Below are 21,329 nucleotides of genomic sequence, written 5' to 3' on the forward strand. Positions count from 1 at the left end.
AGGAGATTAAGGAAATGCTTACAGAAAGAGCCTTTGAGAGTTTCAAGAAATTCATTGAAACAAACATTGCATACGCAAAGGTCGAGTATGAGGGTGTGCTGCATAAAGCGGAGATTGTCAGCCGGGAACGCTTGCCGGACGGCAGGGTAGCACTAAGCATACCGATTACGCCGGAGGTATCGGGGGCCACCACGATAACCAAGATTCAGTTGTACGATATTGGTAATAAATTGTGGGCGGAAAAAACCGAAGCAATCAAGTTAAAAGGGGTGCAGCAGGGCGTACTGTACCGCTTTAGTTTCAACTTTAAGGAGGAATAGCGGAAATGGGATTATTCAAGATTTGGAAAGACCATGTAACGCAGTTTAGCAACCGTTACAAGGAAATCAACAACGCAGACGGCACGATAACCCATGAAGCGGTAGAGGGCGAGGTAATACAGGAGGGTACACCACAGAACGCAAAGAACTTTAACGATATGGAGCAGCGTATTTTGGCAGCCGGGGAGGTTGCCGGACTTGCTATGTTAAAGGTCGGGGCGGTGGAAAGCAAGGTTGAGGGATTGGCAGGAGAGATTATCGAAACGACCTTAACCAATTCCAAAGAGTACCCTTTCAACAATTCCAAAAAGACCCTTGCACTCAAAACACCGAGGGGCAATTTGGACTATACCGTATTCGTGGAATCAAGCACGGAGGACGCAGGCGGGATAGGGGAAATCAAGATAACCGATAAGCAGTTGAACGGTTTTAAGATTGAGTTTACCGGGGCCGCCAAGGAAGTATCCGTAAAATGCACCGTACAGGGAGGTTACGCATAATGGCAAACGTGATTATCAAAAGTGCGGAAAGAAAGGCACAGACGGCAGCGGTATTGAACGCCTACGGCGTGGGCGGTGGCAGGGCGACCGTAGCACAGAGGGAAGCAGCCGAGCATATTGCAGTACGTTCCGAGGAAGCGTACAAGGAATTACAGAGAATGGGAGGTAAAAGGTAATGGCAGCAGCTAAGATTATTGTGGTTGAGAAGAACGAGGGCGGGAAAATCCCCTACGAGGTATCGGGTACGAAAATCATCTTTGGAGAAGATGAACTTATGGTAAATCTGAAAACCCGGCAGCGTGACTATGAAACAACGCTTGACATTTGCAAGGACAAGGAAAACGGCTTGACGGTCGGGGTCAATACGTCCTCTACGGAATATGTGGCACAGGTCACAATCCCCGCCCGTGAATATGAGATTACGGACACGGGGAAGCAGGATGAGGACGGCAACCCGGTTATGGAAAAGAACCCGTTGCCGTTTGACATGAAGAAATGCACGTTGACATTATGGGCGTTAATCTAATCTGATTTAAGGAGGATAATATACAATGGCAAATTTTGACGATTTACAGGGTGCGGTAGCACAGTTTGGGGCAGGAAACAAGGTTATCTATGATGATATTGGTATGCCGTCCATTATGGTAGGCGTTCCCAAGATGAAGTATTCCGACATTATCACGGGCGGTACGGAGGAAGTATTGCCGTTTTTCATTGTGGACGGCGAGGAAAAGGAAGCTATCTATGTTTCCAAGTTTGCTAATATCGTGGAGAATGACCGGGCGTATTCCTTGGGTATGAAGTTGCCGAGGAATTACATTACTTTCGACCAAGCGGTAGCAGCCTGCAAGGCAAAGGGCAACGGTTGGCATTTGAATCAGACGGGCATTTTTGCCGTGCTTAATCTGTTATCGCAGAAAATGGGGACCGTACCGCACGGAAACACCAACTACGGAAAGGATTATTACCACGCCTACGAGCATGGAATACAACCGCAGGGAGAAACAGGGCGGACGCTTACGGGCAGCGGTGGCCCTACATGGTATCACAATCACGATATGTCGGGCATTGCAGACCTTAACGGCAATGTGTGGGAGTGGACCGGCGGATTCCGCCTTATGAATGGGGAAATTCAGATTATCCCCTACGGTAACTGCATGAAACTTGATTGCGATATGTCCGAGGACAGCACCCTTTGGAAAGCAATCATGCCTAACGGCTCATTGGTTGCACCGGGTACGGCAGGCACTTTAAAGATAGACCAAACGAGTGCAACCGCAGGAATCAGAATCAATACAACAGTGCAGTATCCGACAAGTGGGGATACATATAGATATATTCCGTTCAAGACGCTTACGGCAGCAAGTGGGGTAACTATCCCGAAACTGTTAATAGCGTTGGGGGTATTCCCGGACAGTGGAATTACAGGATACGGAAACGACCATATTTGGATGCGGAATCACGGCGAAAGGCTGCCTTTCCGGGGGTCGAGTTTCAACTCTGCGTCCTATTCGGGGCCGTCCGCCCTCTGCTTGCATGATCCCCGTTCCTACTCTTTCGTCGACGTGGGTTTCCGCTCCGCTTTTTGCGAACTGTAAACTGAATACTGATAAACTGATAGGGTGTGCGGTAGCACACCCTTTGAAAAAATATATCAGCAAGGCAGGGGGAACATGGAAGAGAAGCAGGGAACGCAGGGGACCGGAACCAGCAACGGAAACGGGATTTTCCATATAAAAGAGAAAATCTACGAAATGATATTATACGGCAACCCTGCCTTAAAAGACTTTCCAAAGACTGAAAGGTATGTACTGGCAGGCAAAATAAGGGAATCAATGTATACGGCGTTGGAAATGGCGGTACGGCTTGAAAAGAAATATCACAAGAAAACGACCTTGCAGGATTTGGATATTGAAATAGATGTATTAAGGAATCTGCTAAGACTTGCGAAAGACCCGAACCTATACCCAAAACAAAAGCCTTGTTTGGACTTCCATACTTGGGAAGTATGGATTAAAAAGGTAAACGAAATCGGTTGTATGATTGGCGGTTATATGGAGTGGGTAAACAGCAGGGAGAAGCAGAAATAAAAATACATTGGGAAACAATCACATTTGTATAGGTGGCTGCCTATCCGGGGGTCGAGTTTCAACAATACGTCCAATTCGGGACCGTCCGCCCTCAACTTGAATAATCCCCGTTCCAACTCTAACGACAACGTGGGTTTCCGCTCCGCTCTGCCCCTATGCCAAGAAGCCTTACGGTTACGACCGTAAGGACAGTGCAAAAAGGGTTAAGGGGTTGTTTTCCATTCCCGGACATTCCGGGAAAAAGATTGTATTGCCGTAAAGACAGTTAGTAAGCGTAAGCCGAAAAGATTTATATTTGTCACGTCCGAAAGGGTTAAAAACTTAGTAGGTTTGTACGGCAAAATTTTATAAGAATCAGAGGTTGCAAATGCACAGTATCAAAAATATCTATGAGAAAATATACGATTTTGAAAATCTGCATAAGGCTTGGGAAAAGGCACGGAGGGGAAAGAGGTATAGGGAGGATGTATTGAGTTTCAACCGTAACTACGAAGAGCATTTAATAGAGATTCAGAATCAGCTAATCTATGAAACGTATGAAGTGGGGAGATACCATAGTTTCTATGTGTTTGAGCCGAAAAAGCGGTTGATTATGTCCTTGCCGTTCAAAGACAGGATAGTACAATGGGCGATATATCAGCAGCTTTTCCCACTCTACGAGAAAACCTTTATTTCCGATTCCTACGCTTGCAGGCAGGGGAAAGGAACGCATAAGGCAGCCGACAAGTTACAGTATTGGCTACGGCAAACGGAAAGGAAGCCGGAGCGGTACTATTACCTCAAAATGGATATATCCAAGTATTTTTACAGGGTAGACCATGAGATACTATTAAAAATATTGGGCCGCCGGATAAAGGATAAAAGGTTGCTTAATCTGTTAGAGAAAATCATAAATTGCGAAACTACAAAATTTGGCTTGCCAATAGGAAAAGAGCCGGACGAAGTAGAGGTAGAGGACAGGTTAGGCAATAAGGGTATGCCGATAGGCAACCTTACCTCTCAAATGTTCGCAAATATCTACCTTAACGAGGTAGACCAGTACGCAAAGCATGAGTTGGGGTTGCATTACTACATACGGTATATGGACGACATTATTATTTTACATCACGATAAAAAGTATCTTGCACAGGTTAAGGAGGATTTACGCATTTTCCTTGATGAAAACCTACGCTTGAATCTCAATAATAAAACGGCAATCAGACCTTGCAGCATGGGGATTGATTTTGTAGGATTCCGCATATGGGCCACGCACCGCCGATTAAAGAAGAAAACGGCGTTAAAAATCAAGCGGAGCATGAAACATTATGTAGAAAAGGTGGAAGACGGGGAAGAGAGCAGGGAGAAAATGGAACGTGCGATAGCGTCATACCGGGGCATATTGTCACATTGCAACAGCTACGGCATGAGGCAGAGCCTTAACCGTCTTTTTATCAGAAAGGAGTAGCCGGGATGTACATTGATTCATCAACAATAATAACCGTTGCGGGCGTATTGGGCGCTTTAATCACAATCGGGACCGTTGCATATAAGGTTGTCAAGTGGTTTCAGCAGCAGGATAAGCAGACAAAGGACATAGAGGAATTGAGAAAGCAGGACAAAGAAAACTTGAAACAGCTTAATGACGAAATGTGCCTGCTTACCTATGCCGTGCTTGCCTGCTTAAAGGGTCTGAAAGAGCAGGGGTGCAACGGCCCCGTGACCGAAGCAATCGGGAAAGTGGAGAAACACATAAACCAAAAGGCACACGGGCAGGAGGATTAGGAGGGCGAAAACTGAATGAAGTATATTTTGTGCGGAATCCTTGGCGTTGTCCTTGGATTCCTTATATTTTATCTGTTATTTAGGATTGCCAACAGGAAACAGCTTTTTAAAAGGGAATCGGCAAAGAAAAGAGGAAAGCCGACCTTTACAAAGGTTGTATTGGTGGCAGTCCTTTTTACTTACTTTGTGGGTCTGTATATCGGTATCAGAGTGACGCTTATAGACTACTCACAATTCGGGGTACTTGCCACATACATAGCAACCCCGACAACTACGGTAATTGCCTTGTATTGTTGGAAAGCCAAGGCAGAAAACATTATTAAAATCAAGCAGGGATACCCGGAGGAAACAAAGGATATTTCCGTTGATTTAAACAATATCACGTTATAGGAGGGTAACACCATGAATATTAAGCAGAACATTGTAACCAAGAATCCGTGTTACACTTGCGGACGGACAATTACGGTAAAGGGCCTTATGATTCATTCCGTAGGTTGTCCGCAGCCGAGAGCGTCCGTATTTGCGAATAACTGGAATAACGCAAACGCCAATGTATGCGTACACGCAGTATTACAGGCGGACGGAACGGTATTACAGTTGTTGCCGTGGAATCGCAGGGGGTGGCATTGCGGAAGCGGAAGCAACGGAAGCGGAAACAATACCCATATCGGCGTAGAAATGACAGAGCCGGACACGATTCAGTACACAGGCGGAAGCAGCTTTAAGGATTTAAACCCGGCAGCAACCAAGGATTTTGTAGCCAAGACGTACAGGACGGCGGTAGAGCTTTTCGCTTACCTCTGCAAGCAGTATAGCCTTGACCCGGAAAAGGACGGCGTTATTATTTCACATTCCGAGGGCCACAAAAGGGGGATTGCAAGCAACCACGGCGACGTAGAACATATTTGGAATAAGTACGGCTTGACTATGGCACAATTCCGCAGGGATATTAAGAAAGCTATGGGAGGAAACGCAACGGCAGGCGGAACGGAACAGAACGCAGGAAACGCCCCTAAAAGCGTTTCAAAGGGCGATACGGTAACATTCACAGGGGGACCGGTCTATAAGTCCTCTACGGCAGCACAGGCGACCGTAAACAAGGGCATAACAAGCAAGTGCGAAGTGACCGCCGTAAACCTCAAAGGTACACACCCGTATCATTGCATATCGCAGGACGGGAAAGGCGTTTACGGTTGGGTCAATGCGGAATCTGTAAAAGAGGTATCCACGACCGCAGGAAACGCCCCTAAAAGCGTTTCAAAGGGCGATACGGTAACATTCATAGGGGGACCGGTCTACAAGTCCTCTACGGCAGCACAGGCAGCCACGACCAAAAACGTATCAAGCCGTTGTGAGGTAACGGCAATCAATGAAAAGGGTACACACCCGTATCATTGCATATCGCAGGACGGAAAGGGCGTTTACGGTTGGGTTGACAAGGCAAGCGTAAAGAAATAGGAGGTACACAATGGCAGTTACGGCAGCACAGATTAAAAAAGTGGTAAAAGTAGCAAGCGGTATCATCTACGCACAGGAGGGCAATTACGGCAGCGTAAACCGAAACGACAATAAACACGGCATGAGTATAGGGAAATGCCAATGGAACGCATATTGGGGCCGTGCGTTGCCTTTATTGCAGGCGGTTGTAAATAAGGACCGGGACCAGGCAAAGGAGATATTGGGGGAATCCCTTTATAACGAGATTGCCGGAAGCAGCCCGAAAGCGTGGGATAAAAAAGAGAGGGAAGCCACCGAAGCGGAAGCAAAGGTAATTTCTGAATTGCTTACTACACCGCAGGGGAAAGAAATACAGGACGATTTGGCGGACACTGATATTACGGTTTATGTCAAAAACGGCGTTAAGGTCGGCGTTACGTCTTTAAAGGCACTTGCCTATTATGCGGACTTGGAAAATCAAGGGGGAAGCGGTGCAAGCAAAAGGATAGCCACGACCGCAGGAAATGACCTTGGAGGGGTGGAAAAGGTAGGACTTGAAGAAATACACGCCTACGCTTTAAAAGATAGCGTAATGGGGCAGTATGCAAGCCGTAGGGGCAAGGTATACGAAGCTGTCAAAGCGTCCAATTTAAGCGATTTAAAAAAGGCAGACGATAAAAAGGACGCTGACAATCAAAAACCCGCAGGAAACGGCACACAGAACGCCACAGGGGCATTACAGAAAGGCGATACAGTGACATTTATAGGCGGTGGCGTGTATGTATCCTCTACGGCAGCACAGACAGCCAAGGAAAAGGACGTTGTAAGCGTATGCAAGGTAACGGCGGTAAACGCCAAAGGCACACACCCGTATCATTGCATATCGCAGGACGGAAAGGGCGTTTACGGTTGGGTCAATGCGGAATCTGTAAAAGAGGTATCCACGACCGCAGGAAACGCCCCTAAAAGCGTTTCAAAAGGGGATACGGTAACATTCACAGGGGGACCGGTCTACAAGTCCTCTACGGCAGCACAGGCAGCCGTACATAGGGAAGTAACAAGCGTTTGCAGAGTGACCGCCATAAATACCAAAGGCACACACCCGTATCATTGCATATCGCAGGACGGAAAAGGCGTTTACGGTTGGGTTGACAAGGCGGATGTAAAATAGACCGATTCGGACACAAAGACGGAGGATAGAAGAATATGAAGATTTTAGCGGAAAATTCAGTTTTGATTATCGGTATCTTGGGGGCGTTGGCGTTTGCCGTATCCCTCATTACGGAACTGTTAAAGGACTTGCCGGGGATTAAGAAAGTGCCGACAAAGGCGTTTGTTATCCTTATTTCCTTAATCGTGACCGTGGCAGCGTTGTTGATATACGTTGCCTATGCAAGCATACCGCTTTTGTGGTACTATGTGGCACTTGCGGTATTCGCAGCGTTTGTAGTGGCGTATATCTCAATGTATGGTTGGGATACATTCAAGGAATTAAAGGACAGGTTTATAAAATAAGATACCGCAGGAAGAAAAAATGCCCCCTTGGCTCTATGCCTTGGGGGTTGTTTTTATTTTAATTTTTCCACTTGGTCGGCGGTAAAAAGAAATGCCTTTGCAAGGTAATAATGGTTGTTGTCCGTTCCGTCCGTGTTTCCGTCCACGTCCTCATTTTTCTTTGCCTTGTTCGTGAATCTCCAAAGCCTTGTAGTAATCCGGGCGTGTTCTCCCTTTTTTACGGTGTATCCAAAACTTTTCCATGCTTGGAATGTGTGCAGAGGTATCATATGACCGCCTGCAAGTATATTTTCGATTTGTTCCATTGTGTATAATCCGTTTGCTACCGCTTCACTGATAATAATATCTGTATTTGTCATTTCCTTATTCCTCCATGTACTTTATTTTCCGTTCCTTATGAGTATATTATATACTTATATAAGTATATTTGCAATCCCGGAAATGTTCACAAAATACTTATATAAGTACATGGGGAATATTGTGCATATTATATACTTGTATAAGTATAAAAAGTATGATACAATTTCAGCAGGAAACTATAAACGGTCGGAGCGGACAGGAGGTATTGCGTAATGGCAGAGGAAAAGGCAGGCGGAACGCCTGCGACTAGGGCAAAAAATAAATGGAATAAGAATAACTATGATTCTTTTCTACTTACTTCCATACCGAAAGGCAGGGCGGAAGAGTGGACGGAGATAGCCAAGGAATTAGGGTACAAGAGCCGGAATCAGATGATTGTTGCAGCAGTTGAGGAAAAAATAAAAAGGGAAAGGGGCGAGGGTTAGGGTGTACGCTTATAAGGACGGCGTATATACTAATGATGATTGCAATATCCATAAAACGGTAAGATTCAAGCCGGAGATATTCAGAATCATAGAAGAAAGTCCGGGGAAGAATTTCACGGACAAGTTGCAAAAGATTGTTGAGGAATACGCCAAGAACAAAGAAAAAGTTTTGTAGCACATATTCAGGAATTTGTAGCACAAAATCTATAAAAACCCTTGACAATATACTTATATAAGTATATAATATAATTGTAGCAAGGAGATAGCAGGAAAGGAGTTAAAGAAATGGAGAACACCGAAGAAATGGCAGTATTCAAAAGTTACCTAAGACGTTTAATGAGGGACCTTAAAGACTTGCAAAAGGCGATTAAGGAAAAGAACACGGAGGAAGCCGAAAGGCTCATAAATGATTTAATCGAGGATACCCAAAAGGATATTGAAGATTAAATAGGGATTCACACAGGGGGCGGACTTCTTAACATTCCTGCTAACCGCCCCTAGTGTTTAAAGAAATAATAGCAGGAGAACAGGGAAAAATCAAGACACAATAGACCGATTCGGACACAAAAAGCCGGAGGGATTGGCAGCATGGGTTAAACTTATGCTCTATTTCACTATGGGAAAGGCGGTAAGGCGGAATCCAAAGGGGGCAGCAGGACATTTTACCCGCTGCCCCCTTTTCATCATAGGAGGTAGCAGGCATGGGAAAGCTGTTTAAACAAATGAGCCATAACGACCGTATCAAAATGGAAGCCTTGTTAAATGCAGGACATTCCAAAGCGGAGGTAGCAAAGCAATTACATTTCCATAGGAGTACGATATACCGGGAATATGACAAGGGTAAATATATGCACCGTAATTCTGATTATACGGAAGAGGAAAGGTATAGTAGTGACTTGGGGCAGAAAGCACACGACTACGCCCAAGAGGGAAAAGGCAGGGCATTAAAAATAGGGAATGATAGGGAATTGGCGGAGTGCATAGAGGATAAAATAGTAAACGATAAGTACAGCCCGGAAGCAGCATTAGCGGAGATTGCAAAAGGGGAAAAGCAGTTTAAAACATCTATCAGTTTGCGGACGCTTTACAGATATATAGACAATGGAATTTTCTTGAAACTGACAAACAAAGACCTACCTATTAAAAGTAAAAAGAAAAAGCATAATAAAAAGGTAAAGGTACAGAAAAGGGCAAGTGCAGGGGAAAGCATAGAAAACAGACCCGAAGAGGTAAAGGACCGGGAGATATTCGGTCATTGGGAAATGGATACAGTAAAGGGGCAACGTGGGGTTACAAAATCATGTATGCTTGTGCTGACAGAAAGAAAGACCCGTGATGAAATCATAGTAAAGCTGAAAGACCAAACGGCAGCGTCCGTAGTGGAAGCGTTGGACCGGTTAGAAAGGAAATGGGGGGATATGTTTAGTAAGGTATTCCGCAGCATTACGGTAGATAACGGGGTGGAGTTTGCAGACTATGAGGGTATGGAAAAATCCGTGTTCGGAGAGGAAAAGCGTACCTTTGTTTTCTATTGCCACCCTTATAGCAGTTGGGAGCGTGGAAGCAACGAGAATAACAATAGGCTTATCCGCAGGCACATACCAAAAGGGGAAGATTTTGACGGCAGGCAGGACGCAGAGATAGAGTATATAGAAAAATGGATTAACAATTATCCAAGGGGAATCTTTGATTACAGAACATCAGCGGAACTATTCGAGGAAGAGTTACAGAAATTGGCATAAAATTTTTTCAAAAACTTGTCGCAAAACTATTGACAAAAGATATAAATTATAAAAAACGCAAAAAACTGTTGACAAAGGATTAGTTGGGTGCTATCTTTAATACATAAATATTAGCACTCCAAAGAAGTGAGTGCTAACAAAGAGGCAAGTACTGACATATACTAAATTGGAAGGATGAATTTTATATCCCCCGTTTGGCAGGAGTGATTGCATGGAAGAACTGGACGAGAGAAAAATAAAAATATTGGATGCCATAATCCGTACTTATTTAGAGACAGGGGAGCCGGTGGGTTCCCGTACCATTTCCAAATACACAGATTTAAATTTAAGTTCAGCCACAATACGAAATGAGATGTCGGATTTGGAGGAGCTAGGTTATATTGTCCAGCCACATACTTCCGCAGGGAGAATTCCTTCCGATAAGGGTTACAGGTTTTATGTGGACCATCTGCTTTTGCGCAAGGACAAAGAAATTTCCGATATGAAAGAGTTTGTCATTGAACATACGGAGAAGATGGAACAGGTTTTAAAGCAGGTTGCAAAAATGCTTGCTCAGACCACCAATTATGCAACCATGATTACAACTCCAAAGAGCACCGGAGGAAAGGTGAAATTTGTGCAGCTTTCTATGGTAGATGAGGAACAGCTCTTAGCGGTAATTGTCATGGAAGGCAATCTGGTGAAGAATAAAATAATCCCTCTGACCCAGGAACTTGACAATGAGACATTGCTGAAGTTAAATATTTTGTTAAATTCCACATTAAACGGCCTGTCTATCCCGGAGATTAATTTGGGCACCATCAGCAAGTTAAAGGAGCAGGCGGGAGAGTACAGCGATATTGTGGGAATTGTCTTAGACGGGGTGGCGGAGACCATCAGCAGGGAGGAGTTGGAAATCTATACCAGCGGTGCCACCAATATTTTTAAATACCCGGAATTAAGGGATACCAAAAAAGCAAGTGAACTTATCTATGCTTTGGAGGAAAAACAGCAGCTTGCATCCCTGGTGACGGAAAGCCTTCAAAATGAAGATACCGGAATCCAGGTTTATATAGGAGATGAAAGCCCGATTCAAACCATGAAAGATTGCAGCGTGGTAACTGCAACTTACGAATTGGGGGATGGCATGAAAGGCTCTGTTGGAATTATCGGGCCAAAAAGAATGGATTATGAAAAGGTCATGGGCCATCTAAAAGATTTAACCAGTCAGTTAGACAGTATATTCAAAAAGCCAACATAAGAAAGGTGGTAAAAAAGTGGCAGAAAACAAGAGTGAAGAAGTAAAGGATGACATTTTAGAGGATACTTCGGAGGAAAAAGACCAAGAGGAAACCAGGGAAGAGCCCTTAGAGGACGTGGGTCAGGAGACGGAGGAAATGAAAGAGGAGGACGTCCCGGAAGACTTTGAAGAGGGAAAAGAGGCGGAAGACAAAAAGGGCCTTTTTAAGAAAAAGAAAAAGGACAAAAAGGACGAACAGATTGAAGAGTTGACAGACCGCCTGAAACGCCAGATGGCAGAGTTTGAGAATTTCCGCAAGAGGACAGAAAAAGAAAAATCCCAGATGTATGATATGGGGGCAAAGAGTATTGTGGAAAAAGTCCTCCCGGTGATTGACAACTTTGAAAGAGGCCTTATGGCAGTGCCGGAAGAAAATGAGACTGACCCCTTTGTGGAGGGTATGAACAAAATATATAAGCAGATAATGACTATGTTAGAGGAAGCGGGGGTAAAACCCATCGAAGCGGTGGGGGCGGAGTTTGACCCGGAATTCCACAATGCGGTGATGCATGTGGAGGATGAAAGTTTCGGGGAGAATGTGATAGCCGAAGAACTCCAAAAAGGATATATGTACCGTGATACCGTGGTGCGCCACAGTATGGTAAAAGTAGCAAATTAATTATATTAGGAGGAAATATATTATGAGTAAAATTATTGGTATCGACTTAGGAACAACAAATAGCTGTGTAGCTGTTATGGAAGGCGGCAAGCCAACCGTTATCGCCAATCAGGAAGGGGCAAGGACAACACCTTCTATCGTAGCTTTCACAAAGACAGGGGAGAGGCTTGTAGGTGAGCCTGCAAAACGTCAGGCTGTCACCAATGCAGAGAAAACCATCTCTTCTATTAAGAGGGATATGGGTACGGATAAGGGCCGCATGATTGACGAGAAAAAATATTCTCCCCAGCAGATTTCCGCTATGATTCTCCAGAAATTAAAAGCGGACGCAGAAGGATATTTGGGAGAGACCGTTTCCGAGGCAGTTATCACCGTTCCGGCTTACTTTAACGACGCCCAGCGTCAGGCTACAAAGGATGCTGGTAAAATCGCAGGACTTGATGTAAAACGTATTATCAACGAGCCTACCGCAGCAGCTCTTGCGTACGGTCTTGACAATGAAAAGGAGCAGAAGATTATGGTATATGACTTGGGAGGCGGTACATTTGACGTATCCATCATCGAGATTGGGGACGGCGTTATTGAGGTGTTGTCCACCAACGGGGACACCCGTCTGGGAGGAGATGACTTTGACAACAGAGTGACCCAGTGGATGATTGACGAGTTTAAAAAGGCAGAGGGCGTGGACTTATCCTCAGATAAGATGGCTTTGCAGAGATTAAAGGAGGCGGCTGAGAAAGCGAAAAAAGAGCTTTCTTCCGCAACCACTACAAATATTAACCTGCCCTTTATCACAGCAACAGCAGAGGGGCCGAAACATTTTGATATGAACCTAACCAGGGCAAAATTTGACGAGTTAACCCATGATTTGGTTGAAAAAACAGCAATCCCTGTACAGAATGCAATGAAAGATGCAGGGCTTACCAATGCAGATCTTGGCCAGGTGCTTTTAGTGGGCGGTTCCACCCGTATTCCTGCTGTTCAGGATAAGGTAAAACAGCTGACAGGAAAAGAGCCCAGCAAATCCTTAAATCCTGACGAGTGTGTGGCAATCGGCGCTTCCATCCAGGGTGGAAAACTGGCAGGAGACGCAGGTGCAGGGGATATCCTCTTACTGGATGTAACGCCATTGTCCTTATCCATCGAGACCATGGGAGGCGTTGCCACAAGGCTGATTGAGAGAAATACAACGATTCCTACAAAGAAGAGCCAGATTTTCTCCACAGCGGCAGATAACCAGACAGCCGTTGACATTAACGTGGTACAAGGTGAAAGGCAGTTTGCAAGGGACAACAAGTCCTTAGGACAGTTTAGGTTAGACGGAATTCCTCCTGCACGCCGTGGTGTTCCTCAGATTGAGGTTACTTTTGACATTGACGCAAACGGTATTGTAAACGTGTCTGCAAAAGACCTGGGAACAGGAAAAGAGCAGCATATTACCATTACCGCAGGCTCTAATATGTCCGATGCGGATATTGAGAAAGCTGTAAAAGAGGCGGCTGAGTTTGAGGCACAGGACAAAAAGAGAAAAGAAGCCATCGATACAAGAAACGATGCGGATTCCTTTGTATTCCAGACAGAGAAAGCATTGGAGGAAGTTGGGGCTAATATCGATGCGGCGGATAAATCCGAAGTGGAAGCTGACATTGCAGCAGTAAAAGCGATTTTGGAGGCAAATCCAAATGCAGAGGAAATGACGGAGGATAAGGTTGCCGAGCTGAAAGCCGCACAGGAGAAACTTACCGGAAGCGCACAGAAGGTATTTGCAAAGATGTATGAGCAGAGCCAGGCAGCACAGGGCGCAGCGGGGGCAGGCCCGGATATGGGGGCAGCGCAGTCCGCTCCGGAAGACGACGTAGTGGACGCTGATTTTAAAGAAGTATAAAAGATTTATTTAAATGATAGAGGGAAGAAGGGTTTTAGAAGTGTTTCTAAAGCCCTATCTTCAAGTAAGGAATCTGTTTAGTTTGTAAAGGAAAAGGGATATTATGGCAGATAAAAGAGATTATTATGAAGTGCTGGGCGTGGACAAAAATGCCGATGACGCAACTTTAAAAAAAGCCTTCCGCCAGCAGGCAAAAAAATATCATCCCGATGTAAACCCTGGGGATACGGAGGCGGAGAAAAAGTTTAAAGAGATACAGGAAGCCTACGCAATATTAAGCGACCCGGACAAGCGGAGACAGTACGACCAGTTTGGCCATGCAGCCTTTGAAGGCGGCGGTGCAGGCGGCGGAGGCTTTGATTTTTCCGGTATGGATATGGGAGATATCTTTGGGGACCTTTTCGGGGATTTCTTTGGGGGCGGCAGGCGTTCCGCAGACAACGGGCCCAGAAAAGGGGCCAATTTACGTGCCAGCGTAAGAATCACTTTTGAAGAATCTATTTCAGGATGTGAAAAAGAGTTAGAAATTGTATTAAAAGATGATTGTAAAACCTGCCATGCCACCGGGGCAAAACCGGGGACTTCCCCGGAGACCTGCAGCCGCTGCGGGGGCAAAGGAAAGATTATGTACAGCCAGCAGTCACTGTTTGGCATGGTGCAGAATGTGCAGACTTGTCCGGACTGCCGGGGAACAGGAAAGATTGTAAAAGAAAAATGCCCGGACTGCCGGGGAACAGGATATATCGCTTCCAAGAAGCGGATAAAAGTTACGGTGCCGGCAGGTATTGATAACGGCCAGAGTATCCGTATCAGGGATAAAGGTGAGCCGGGGACAAACGGCGGGCCAAGGGGAGACCTTCTGGTAGAAGTTCATGTTTCCAGGCATCCGATTTTCCAGAGACAGGATATGAATATCTACTCTACGGCGCCTATGTCCTATGCCCAGGCGGCCCTGGGCGGGGAAGTGCGAATCAGTACCGTGGACGGGGATGTACTCTACGAAGTGAAGCCGGGAACCCAGACAGACACCAGAATTCGCCTGAAAGGGAAGGGGGTACCCTCCCTTCGGAACAAAGCGGTCCGGGGAGACCACTATGTCACCCTGGTTGTCCAGGTACCCACAGGCCTTAATGAGGAGGCGAGAGAAGCCCTGCGGAAATTCGATGCCGTCACAGAAAATTCTCTGGATGTGGAAAAAGAAAAGGATTCTAAACCAAAAAAGAAAAGCTTTAAAGATAAAATCAAAGAAACCTTTGAGGAACTTTAGTACTTTTTGCCTATTGTCGCTGCCTTCTATATGTTGTATCCTAAAAAATGTGCGAATGCTAGATTTAGGAAACTGTTTTAATTTATAAAGGAGGCAGTGATGGGCGAGGCATGTATGACAGCAGACGAAATTCTTGACATGGGGAAAAACCTGTCTTTAAATGAAAAGGATTTGGAAAAAGAAAGAAGAGAAATCTTGGAGGAGATCCAGGAGTTGAAACGGCAGAGAAAGTTTTTGGAACTGGAAAGGGAAGCATTTTCCAGAAACGTTGCTTTTGAGGAGAAGCGTCTGGAGTATGAAAAGAACCTGTTTGATACAAAGTGGAAGATGCTGGAGGAAGAATGGCGCAAGCTTGCCATGGAACAGGAGCAGCTCAAGCTGAAGCGGCAGTTTTATGCCCGTGTGGAAGAATATGACAACAGGAAATCAAATAGAAATGATGTGGATGTCTCCGGATTCTTTTCCGGTGTCAATACGGCTTCTTCTCTTAAGAAAAGGTATAAAGACCTGATAAAGATTTTCCATCCGGATAACCTTTCCGGTGATACGGTGGTGATTCAAAAGATAAATAGAGAATACCAGGAACTAAAAAAAAGTATGGCAGTATAAAGAAAAAGCCCCTGTGGGATGCATTTCATTTTGGAAGATGCCCATGGGGCTTTGTTTGTGGAGAGGAACATAATTTTCCTGTGTTTATTTTTACAAAAAAGCTTGCAAAAACCAGGAAATCCCGTATTATAATACATATAGTATATAGATACATAATTTACGAAAGGATGAGGTATAGTTATGGCAGTCAGAAAAAAATCAACACTCATCAAATCTTTGTCTGAATTAAAGAAAGCGGATTATGCTCAGGTTCCTGAATTAAAGGATATGTATGAGCGGTTGGAGAAGGGCCGCAGTCAACTGGCAGAGGTATTTGATAAGAATATCAAAGCGGTGATGCAGATTAGTTCTCTCGACCTTACCATGCAGCATCAGACAGAAAAAATCATGGATATTTCCCGTAAAGTTGAGAAGGCATCTGAGACGATTTTTGGCGCTTCCATTGACTCTGGGGACATGGGGGATAACAACAGCCGCCATGAGGAACTGACCAATACCATTATTGATGTGTCTGCGGAGACAGACCATGTGTACCGTAAAATTGAGGAAGGGCAGAATGAACTTACCACCATAAAGGAACTTTCTGACCAGACAATTCAGATTTCTGAGAAACTCCAGAATGATATGGACGGTTTGTTTAAGATGATTGACAGAATCGGGGAGATTATTTCAGGGATTGATACCATTTCCATGCAGACAAATCTTTTGGCGTTAAATGCCAGTATTGAGGCGGCCAGAGCTGGTGCGGCGGGAAGAGGATTTGCCGTGGTGGCAGCAGAAATCCGCAGCCTTGCGGAGGAGACCCAGAATATGACCGGCAATATGAACGAATTTTTAGAGGGAATCCGGACGGCTTCCAAGGAAAGCGTTCACAGCACCACAAATACCATGGATGCATTGAGCAGCATGGCGGATAAGATTAAAAATGTATGGGAGTTAAACAACGAAAACCAGGGTTCCGTCTCTAAGGTCAACGAGTCCATAAGCTCCATTGCTGCAATCAGTGAGGAGCTCAGCAGTTCCATGTCTGAGATGGAAAACCAGCTCAGAGACAGTATCGGCTTTATGAAGCAGGTAGGCGGTGATTTAGGCCAGGCAGTGAAGCCGGTGGTGGATATTGAAAAAACTTTAGATGATGCGGTAAAAGAGATGGGAGATATGACAGAAGATGCATTTTATCACCTGGAAAATTTTGAATTTTCCAAATATGTGAGCAATGCAATCACAGCCCATAATACATGGCTTTTCAATCTGAAAAATATGGTGAAGGAGCGCACGGTTATGCCCTTGCAGCTAGATTCCTCCAAATGCGGGTTCGGCCATTTCTATTACGCCCTTACACCCCAGATACCGGATGTACTTACCATATGGAATGCTTTAGGTGAGAAACATAAACGTTTCCATGCATATGGTGCGGAGGTAATTCAGGCATTAAATAATGGGGAGTATCCCCGTGCGGAGCAGTTGTGCAGGGAGACGGAAGAATATTCCAGAGGGTTGATATCAGACCTTCAGGCCATTATAAGACTGGCGGGAGAGTAATCTCCCACCTTTTCTGCGGCATTTTAGAACGCCCCGTTTGAATTAAGGTTCCAGGAAGTACAGAAAATCAATGGAATTTTCCTGGTGGGGAGCGGCATAAATCATGGCATATACCGGGGAAAAGGAAAAAAGGCCCGCCTGTTTGATTCTGCTGCTTTCCGCCAAAGATATGCCAAAGGCAGTTTTCTTTTTGGTATCCGGATGAGTGCCGTATATGACTTTGCCCTCCCTTTCATACGCTGCAATTTTTTCCTGGGGAAGATATTCTTCCATAGGCATAATATATCCGATTTCCCCTAGCATCACCACCACATCTTCATCTGTCATGATGTGGTCCACTGTACCGCTCATTAGAAGGGTTGCAATCACGGAAAACATCTGTAAATCGTTTGCTTCTCCGTTTTCATTTAAGGCAAGAGTCAGTCCCGCATGGTAATCCGCTTTATATTCTTTGGGGTCAAAACCTTTTTCCGCCATAAAATCCGTATAAATCTGTGGGGTGGCATCATCCTGGAATACGTCGGAATTTATCACCATAGAATAGAGAATGGTCTCCTGACTGCCGGTTAAGAGATGGTGGACAAGGGAAATGAAAAAAACTATAATGAATGCGGCAATGATAATCTGGGCTTTATAATACGTCCAGATATAATCAATTTTTTCTCCCATTGGCATTGTTTTCAATTTTTTCTTTTCCGCTCTCCCCTGCTCTTTCAAATAAGATTTTAAATTTTCTTTTGTCTCATGTTCCAAAATCAGTCACCTTCCTTTTTATCATTTCATTGTATCTCATTTTTATTGAAAATTCAACTTTAAACTGTCCCTCATATGGTACAGGTGTTTTTTTATACTGTTGTCAGTACAAATGCAAGATTTTCCCGGGGCAGAGGAGTCCAATTATATGGAAAAAGGAGGAGTCAGATATGGAAGAGATAAGGATTGTTGCAGTGGATTTTGACGGTACCTTGTGTGCCGATATTTATCCGGGGATAGGTGCCCCCAACCTGCCTTTAATTGCCCTGTTAAAAAGGCTTAAGGCAGAGGGGTGCCAGTTAATACTCTGGACATGCAGATGCGGGGAACTTTTGGGGGAGGCGGTGGAATGGTGCGGAAAGTATCATCTTTACTTTGATGCGGTGAATGAAAATGTTGCGGAAACCCTGAGGAAATACGGATCGGATTCCAGAAAAATATTTGCGGACGTATATATTGATGACAGGAGCTGTGATGGTTACAGAACCTTTTTCAATCTGGAACATATGATAAGAAAAAGGAATTTTGGAGAGACTGGATTATGGAAGAAAAAGCTTGTCCTATAGAGAATACCTGCAGTTTTCGGGACGTTGCCCCGATTATGATGGATTTGCCCTATCCTCCCATGGAGGTGAGCCGGAAGAATCTGTCCCATGCAAACCTGCTCAGTGTGGATTACTGCGGCGCTGTGTCAGAGCTCTCAACTATCGCCCGGTATATCAATAATGAAAACCGCATTTCCTGTGTGAACTGTTCTGTGGCAAAAACCATATTGGGAATAGCAATCGCAGAGATGATGCATCTGCAGAAATTAGGGGAAATGATTGTTTTGCTGGGGGGAAATATTGATTTCGTGGCAAAATACCAGGATAACCGCAGAAGAATGTGGACTCCTCAGTATCTCACCCTTCCAGAGCAGTTAAAGGCGATGCTTTTGGCTGATATGGAAGGGGAGAAAAAGGCTATAGAGCAGTATACAATGCATATGCATATGATAGATGACCCCTGTGTGAATGCCACCCTGGCAAGAATTATCAAAGATGAAGAATATCATATTATGATATTGCAGACACTGTTAAATGAAGATTAGTGCTGTGTAAAGAGATTCTGCGGCGTTTCAAAACATCCAGCCCCTCGCTGTAAGCGGCTTTATATGGGCTGGATGTTCTTATCTGAAAGGCCAAAAGATGAGAAGATAACCCATATTGTGAGGAATCCGTGAAAAACGCAAGATAGAGGTTGACGTGATTTACTTGTTTTTTTATAATGAAACTGGGTTATTAACTCCCATTCCAAATTCTATGGAGGTAAATATGAAAAATTTCAGTACAGTTAAACTTATAATAGCAGTGTGGGTTGGTATTGTTATTTTAATGACAGGCCAGACACCGGCCCTGGCGGCAGGCTCACTGTCTATAGCAGTTTCCAGCAATTCCGTGTCCGCGGGGGAAAATATCACAGTGACCGTATATGCGGTAAATGCCAGCGGGGATGAGGCCACCTCAGATATGACCATAACTTATGACTCTTCCAAACTGGAGTATGTGAGCGCCAGCGGGGGAGGTGCCAGCGGGGGAGGTGGAACTGTAAAGGCTACAGGTTCCACTGTGGATGTAAAGTTTAAGGCCGTCTCTTCCGGGGACGCTTATGTCAAGGCGGAAGGAACCGGAGTAACGGCTGCGGGAGCCCACATTAACGTATCCGGCAGCGCATCCTCTGACCTTGAGTCAAAGGATGAGGCAGACGCCTCAAATGGGACTCTTTCCGGGGACAACTCCCTTTCGTCCCTGAAATTGTCCGCAGGAACCCTCTCACCTGCATTTAAAGGGAGCGTGACCAATTATACCGCAACGGTGGGCAGTGATGTGAATGATATTACTGTGACTCCGGTAACTTCCAACAGTAAAGCCAAAGTGGAATCTATCACAGGAAATACTGGATTAAAAACAGGGGAAAACGTGATTTCCATTACGGTGAAAGCGGAAAACGGCACGCCGGCAACCTATAAAATCACAGTGACAAAAAGTGATACCGTAACCACAAGTTCCACAAATCCCCAGACAGATACAGGAGAGGGGACAGAGGGCGAGGAGAAGCCGGGGGAGACGCCTTTGGATACAGGAACGGGGGGAGATTCCATTACAATAGACGGACAGGCTTATCACATTGTAGACGAATTTCCTGAAAGTGAAATCCCCCAGGGTTTTTCTCCCGCAAACTTTGAGTATAAAGGCGTGAAACACAAAGGATTGTCCTATGAGAGCGGCCACATGGGATTGTACTACCTTAGCAATGATGCGGGGGAAGGAAAGTTTTTTGTCTATGATGCGGACAGGGATGGATTTTATCCCTATGTGCGGCTTCAGACAGGGGAGCATTTTATAATCCTTATGGTTGTGCCAAACGGAGCGGTTCCCCCTCCCGATTACAGGGAGACCACTGTGGTGATTCAGGATGTTACCGTACCTGCTTACCAGTATTTTGGTAAAGATGTGGAGATTGTAAATCTGGGGGATACTGAGATGCCGGAGGGAAGTACCGGCTCGGATTTTTACCTCTTGTACGGCATGGACCCGGAAGGGGTGGCAGGCTGGTATCAGTTTGACAGAACCCAGGGAACCTACCAGAGATTGAATACGGACACAGCCAGTGATGAGGATGAGGCGGCAAATTATGAAACCCTTTTGAAATCTTATAATGAATTGGACGCCCGTTTTAAAGATACAAAGACAAAGGACAGGAGGGTGATAGCCGTACTGATTTTTGTAACGGTGGTATTATTGATTGTAATTTTAAATATAATACTCCATAACAGGGAGCGCTTTGATGAGGACGAGGAGGAGTATGTCCAGAGGAAAGCAAAACCTGCCAGAGAAAAACCGGCGAGGGAGAAATCGCTCCGGGAAAAGCCGGTAAGGGAGAAGCCGGTGAGGGAAAAACCGGTAAGGGAGAAGCCCGTGAAGGAGAAGCCTGACAGGGCATATGCCAGAATGGAAGAGGAAGATGATGCCTCAAGCTTTTATGCCGGGGATACCCAGGAGATTATGACGGAATTTGAGGATGAACCCAGTATTCTTTCCAGGCACACAGGCCAAAAGAAGAGGGAGCCAAAGAGAGTGGAACAGCCTCCTAAAAGAGACACAAGGAGGCCGGAGCCTCCTATGCCGAAAGAAGAGGATGACGATATTGAATTCCTGGATTTAAATGATTTGTAAGACATATTGA

Annotated in this window: 27 protein-coding genes; 25 read left to right on the plus strand and 2 right to left on the minus strand. The window is 45.1% G+C overall.

Annotated features, from left to right (window positions below):
* Positions 1–14 precede the first annotated feature (14 nt).
* The 12 genes from D7Y06_RS05400 (at position 15) to D7Y06_RS05450 (ending at position 7,623) form a co-directional block, all read left to right on the plus strand.
* On the plus strand, positions 15–320 hold the full coding sequence (locus D7Y06_RS05400; protein WP_120406808.1) for a hypothetical protein: 306 nt from the start codon (positions 15–17) through the stop codon (positions 318–320).
* A gap of 5 nt (positions 321–325) precedes the next feature.
* Entirely contained in the window at positions 326–820 is a 495-nt protein-coding gene (locus D7Y06_RS05405; protein ID WP_120406809.1) for a hypothetical protein, read from the plus strand.
* Entirely contained in the window at positions 820–996 is a 177-nt protein-coding gene (locus D7Y06_RS26450) for a hypothetical protein (RefSeq protein WP_199714634.1), read from the plus strand. Before D7Y06_RS05405 ends, D7Y06_RS26450 begins: the two co-directional genes overlap by 1 nt.
* Positions 996–1,346 carry a hypothetical protein gene (locus D7Y06_RS05410; RefSeq protein WP_120406810.1) on the plus strand — a complete coding sequence of 117 codons (351 nt, stop codon included), beginning with the start codon at positions 996–998 and terminating at the stop codon, positions 1,344–1,346. Before D7Y06_RS26450 ends, D7Y06_RS05410 begins: the two co-directional genes overlap by 1 nt.
* A 25-nt stretch (positions 1,347–1,371) precedes the next feature.
* The gene (locus D7Y06_RS05415) at positions 1,372–2,418 is read left to right on the plus strand and encodes a hypothetical protein (protein WP_120406811.1); all 1,047 of its coding nucleotides are present in this window, start codon (positions 1,372–1,374) and stop codon (positions 2,416–2,418) included.
* A gap of 75 nt (positions 2,419–2,493) precedes the next feature.
* On the plus strand, positions 2,494–2,910 hold the full coding sequence (gene avd / locus D7Y06_RS05420) for a diversity-generating retroelement protein Avd (RefSeq protein WP_120406812.1): 417 nt from the start codon (positions 2,494–2,496) through the stop codon (positions 2,908–2,910).
* A 367-nt stretch (positions 2,911–3,277) separates the two neighbouring features.
* A complete protein-coding gene (locus D7Y06_RS05425; RefSeq protein ID WP_120406813.1) occupies positions 3,278–4,354 on the plus strand; it encodes a reverse transcriptase domain-containing protein in 1,077 nt (358 codons plus the stop codon).
* Positions 4,355–4,359: 5 nt separating this feature from the next.
* Positions 4,360–4,671 carry a branched-chain amino acid ABC transporter permease gene (locus D7Y06_RS05430; protein WP_120406814.1) on the plus strand — a complete coding sequence of 104 codons (312 nt, stop codon included), beginning with the start codon at positions 4,360–4,362 and terminating at the stop codon, positions 4,669–4,671.
* 15 nt (positions 4,672–4,686) lie between these two features.
* Positions 4,687–5,061 carry a hypothetical protein gene (locus D7Y06_RS05435; RefSeq protein ID WP_120406815.1) on the plus strand — a complete coding sequence of 125 codons (375 nt, stop codon included), beginning with the start codon at positions 4,687–4,689 and terminating at the stop codon, positions 5,059–5,061.
* A gap of 12 nt (positions 5,062–5,073) precedes the next feature.
* Positions 5,074–6,129 (plus strand): N-acetylmuramoyl-L-alanine amidase, encoded by a 1,056-nt coding sequence (locus tag D7Y06_RS27875; protein WP_120406816.1) that lies wholly within the window; start codon positions 5,074–5,076, stop codon positions 6,127–6,129.
* A 10-nt stretch (positions 6,130–6,139) separates the two neighbouring features.
* Positions 6,140–7,279, plus strand: coding sequence for a GW dipeptide domain-containing protein (locus D7Y06_RS05445; RefSeq protein WP_120406817.1), 1,140 nt, complete (start codon positions 6,140–6,142; stop codon positions 7,277–7,279).
* Between the two features lie 35 nt (positions 7,280–7,314).
* The gene (locus tag D7Y06_RS05450; RefSeq protein ID WP_120406818.1) at positions 7,315–7,623 is read left to right on the plus strand and encodes a hypothetical protein; all 309 of its coding nucleotides are present in this window, start codon (positions 7,315–7,317) and stop codon (positions 7,621–7,623) included.
* Between the two features lie 53 nt (positions 7,624–7,676).
* On the opposite strand, the gene D7Y06_RS05455 is transcribed toward D7Y06_RS05450, so the two are convergent.
* Positions 7,677–7,982: a hypothetical protein gene (locus D7Y06_RS05455; protein WP_120406819.1), complete on the minus strand. Its 306-nt coding sequence runs from the start codon at positions 7,980–7,982 to the stop codon at positions 7,677–7,679.
* A gap of 213 nt (positions 7,983–8,195) precedes the next feature.
* Between D7Y06_RS05455 and D7Y06_RS05460 the strand changes: the two genes are divergently transcribed.
* The 10 genes from D7Y06_RS05460 (at position 8,196) to D7Y06_RS05495 (ending at position 17,351) form a co-directional block, all read left to right on the plus strand.
* Complete coding sequence (locus D7Y06_RS05460) at positions 8,196–8,408, plus strand: hypothetical protein (protein WP_120406820.1); 213 nt, start codon at positions 8,196–8,198, stop codon at positions 8,406–8,408.
* A gap of 285 nt (positions 8,409–8,693) precedes the next feature.
* Complete coding sequence (locus D7Y06_RS25850; protein WP_158591256.1) at positions 8,694–8,855, plus strand: hypothetical protein; 162 nt, start codon at positions 8,694–8,696, stop codon at positions 8,853–8,855.
* Positions 8,856–8,988: 133 nt separating this feature from the next.
* A complete protein-coding gene (locus tag D7Y06_RS25855) occupies positions 8,989–9,126 on the plus strand; it encodes a hypothetical protein (protein ID WP_158591258.1) in 138 nt (45 codons plus the stop codon).
* Complete coding sequence (locus tag D7Y06_RS05465; RefSeq protein ID WP_120406821.1) at positions 9,110–10,150, plus strand: IS30 family transposase; 1,041 nt, start codon at positions 9,110–9,112, stop codon at positions 10,148–10,150. Before D7Y06_RS25855 ends, D7Y06_RS05465 begins: the two co-directional genes overlap by 17 nt.
* A 211-nt stretch (positions 10,151–10,361) precedes the next feature.
* The gene (gene hrcA, locus D7Y06_RS05470) at positions 10,362–11,390 is read left to right on the plus strand and encodes a heat-inducible transcriptional repressor HrcA (RefSeq protein WP_120406822.1); all 1,029 of its coding nucleotides are present in this window, start codon (positions 10,362–10,364) and stop codon (positions 11,388–11,390) included.
* A gap of 16 nt (positions 11,391–11,406) precedes the next feature.
* On the plus strand, positions 11,407–12,048 hold the full coding sequence (gene grpE / locus D7Y06_RS05475) for a nucleotide exchange factor GrpE (protein ID WP_120406823.1): 642 nt from the start codon (positions 11,407–11,409) through the stop codon (positions 12,046–12,048).
* A gap of 22 nt (positions 12,049–12,070) precedes the next feature.
* Positions 12,071–13,933: a molecular chaperone DnaK gene (dnaK, locus tag D7Y06_RS05480; RefSeq protein WP_120406824.1), complete on the plus strand. Its 1,863-nt coding sequence runs from the start codon at positions 12,071–12,073 to the stop codon at positions 13,931–13,933.
* Positions 13,934–14,036: 103 nt separating this feature from the next.
* On the plus strand, positions 14,037–15,200 hold the full coding sequence (gene dnaJ, locus D7Y06_RS05485) for a molecular chaperone DnaJ (RefSeq protein WP_120406825.1): 1,164 nt from the start codon (positions 14,037–14,039) through the stop codon (positions 15,198–15,200).
* A 99-nt stretch (positions 15,201–15,299) separates the two neighbouring features.
* A complete protein-coding gene (locus D7Y06_RS05490) occupies positions 15,300–15,809 on the plus strand; it encodes a molecular chaperone DnaJ (RefSeq protein ID WP_120406826.1) in 510 nt (169 codons plus the stop codon).
* Positions 15,810–15,989: 180 nt separating this feature from the next.
* Positions 15,990–17,351 (plus strand): methyl-accepting chemotaxis protein, encoded by a 1,362-nt coding sequence (locus tag D7Y06_RS05495; RefSeq protein ID WP_120406827.1) that lies wholly within the window; start codon positions 15,990–15,992, stop codon positions 17,349–17,351.
* Between the two features lie 42 nt (positions 17,352–17,393).
* Here the strand turns inward: D7Y06_RS05495 and D7Y06_RS05500 are convergent, their stop codons facing one another.
* Positions 17,394–18,104 carry a hypothetical protein gene (locus tag D7Y06_RS05500; RefSeq protein WP_120406828.1) on the minus strand — a complete coding sequence of 237 codons (711 nt, stop codon included), beginning with the start codon at positions 18,102–18,104 and terminating at the stop codon, positions 17,394–17,396.
* 170 nt (positions 18,105–18,274) lie between these two features.
* Between D7Y06_RS05500 and D7Y06_RS05505 the strand changes: the two genes are divergently transcribed.
* The 3 genes from D7Y06_RS05505 (at position 18,275) to D7Y06_RS05515 (ending at position 21,319) form a co-directional block, all read left to right on the plus strand.
* On the plus strand, positions 18,275–18,670 hold the full coding sequence (locus tag D7Y06_RS05505; RefSeq protein ID WP_120406829.1) for a hypothetical protein: 396 nt from the start codon (positions 18,275–18,277) through the stop codon (positions 18,668–18,670).
* Positions 18,646–19,194: a ferritin-like domain-containing protein gene (locus D7Y06_RS05510; protein WP_120406830.1), complete on the plus strand. Its 549-nt coding sequence runs from the start codon at positions 18,646–18,648 to the stop codon at positions 19,192–19,194. The genes D7Y06_RS05505 and D7Y06_RS05510 overlap by 25 nt, the downstream gene beginning before the upstream one ends.
* A gap of 223 nt (positions 19,195–19,417) precedes the next feature.
* Positions 19,418–21,319, plus strand: a complete 1,902-nt coding sequence (locus D7Y06_RS05515) for a cadherin-like beta sandwich domain-containing protein (protein ID WP_158591260.1) — start codon at positions 19,418–19,420, stop codon at positions 21,317–21,319.
* Positions 21,320–21,329: the final 10 nt, after the last annotated feature.

The sequence above is a fragment of the Roseburia sp. 1XD42-69 genome (assembly GCF_003612565.1).
Lineage (GTDB): Bacteria > Bacillota > Clostridia > Lachnospirales > Lachnospiraceae > Roseburia_B.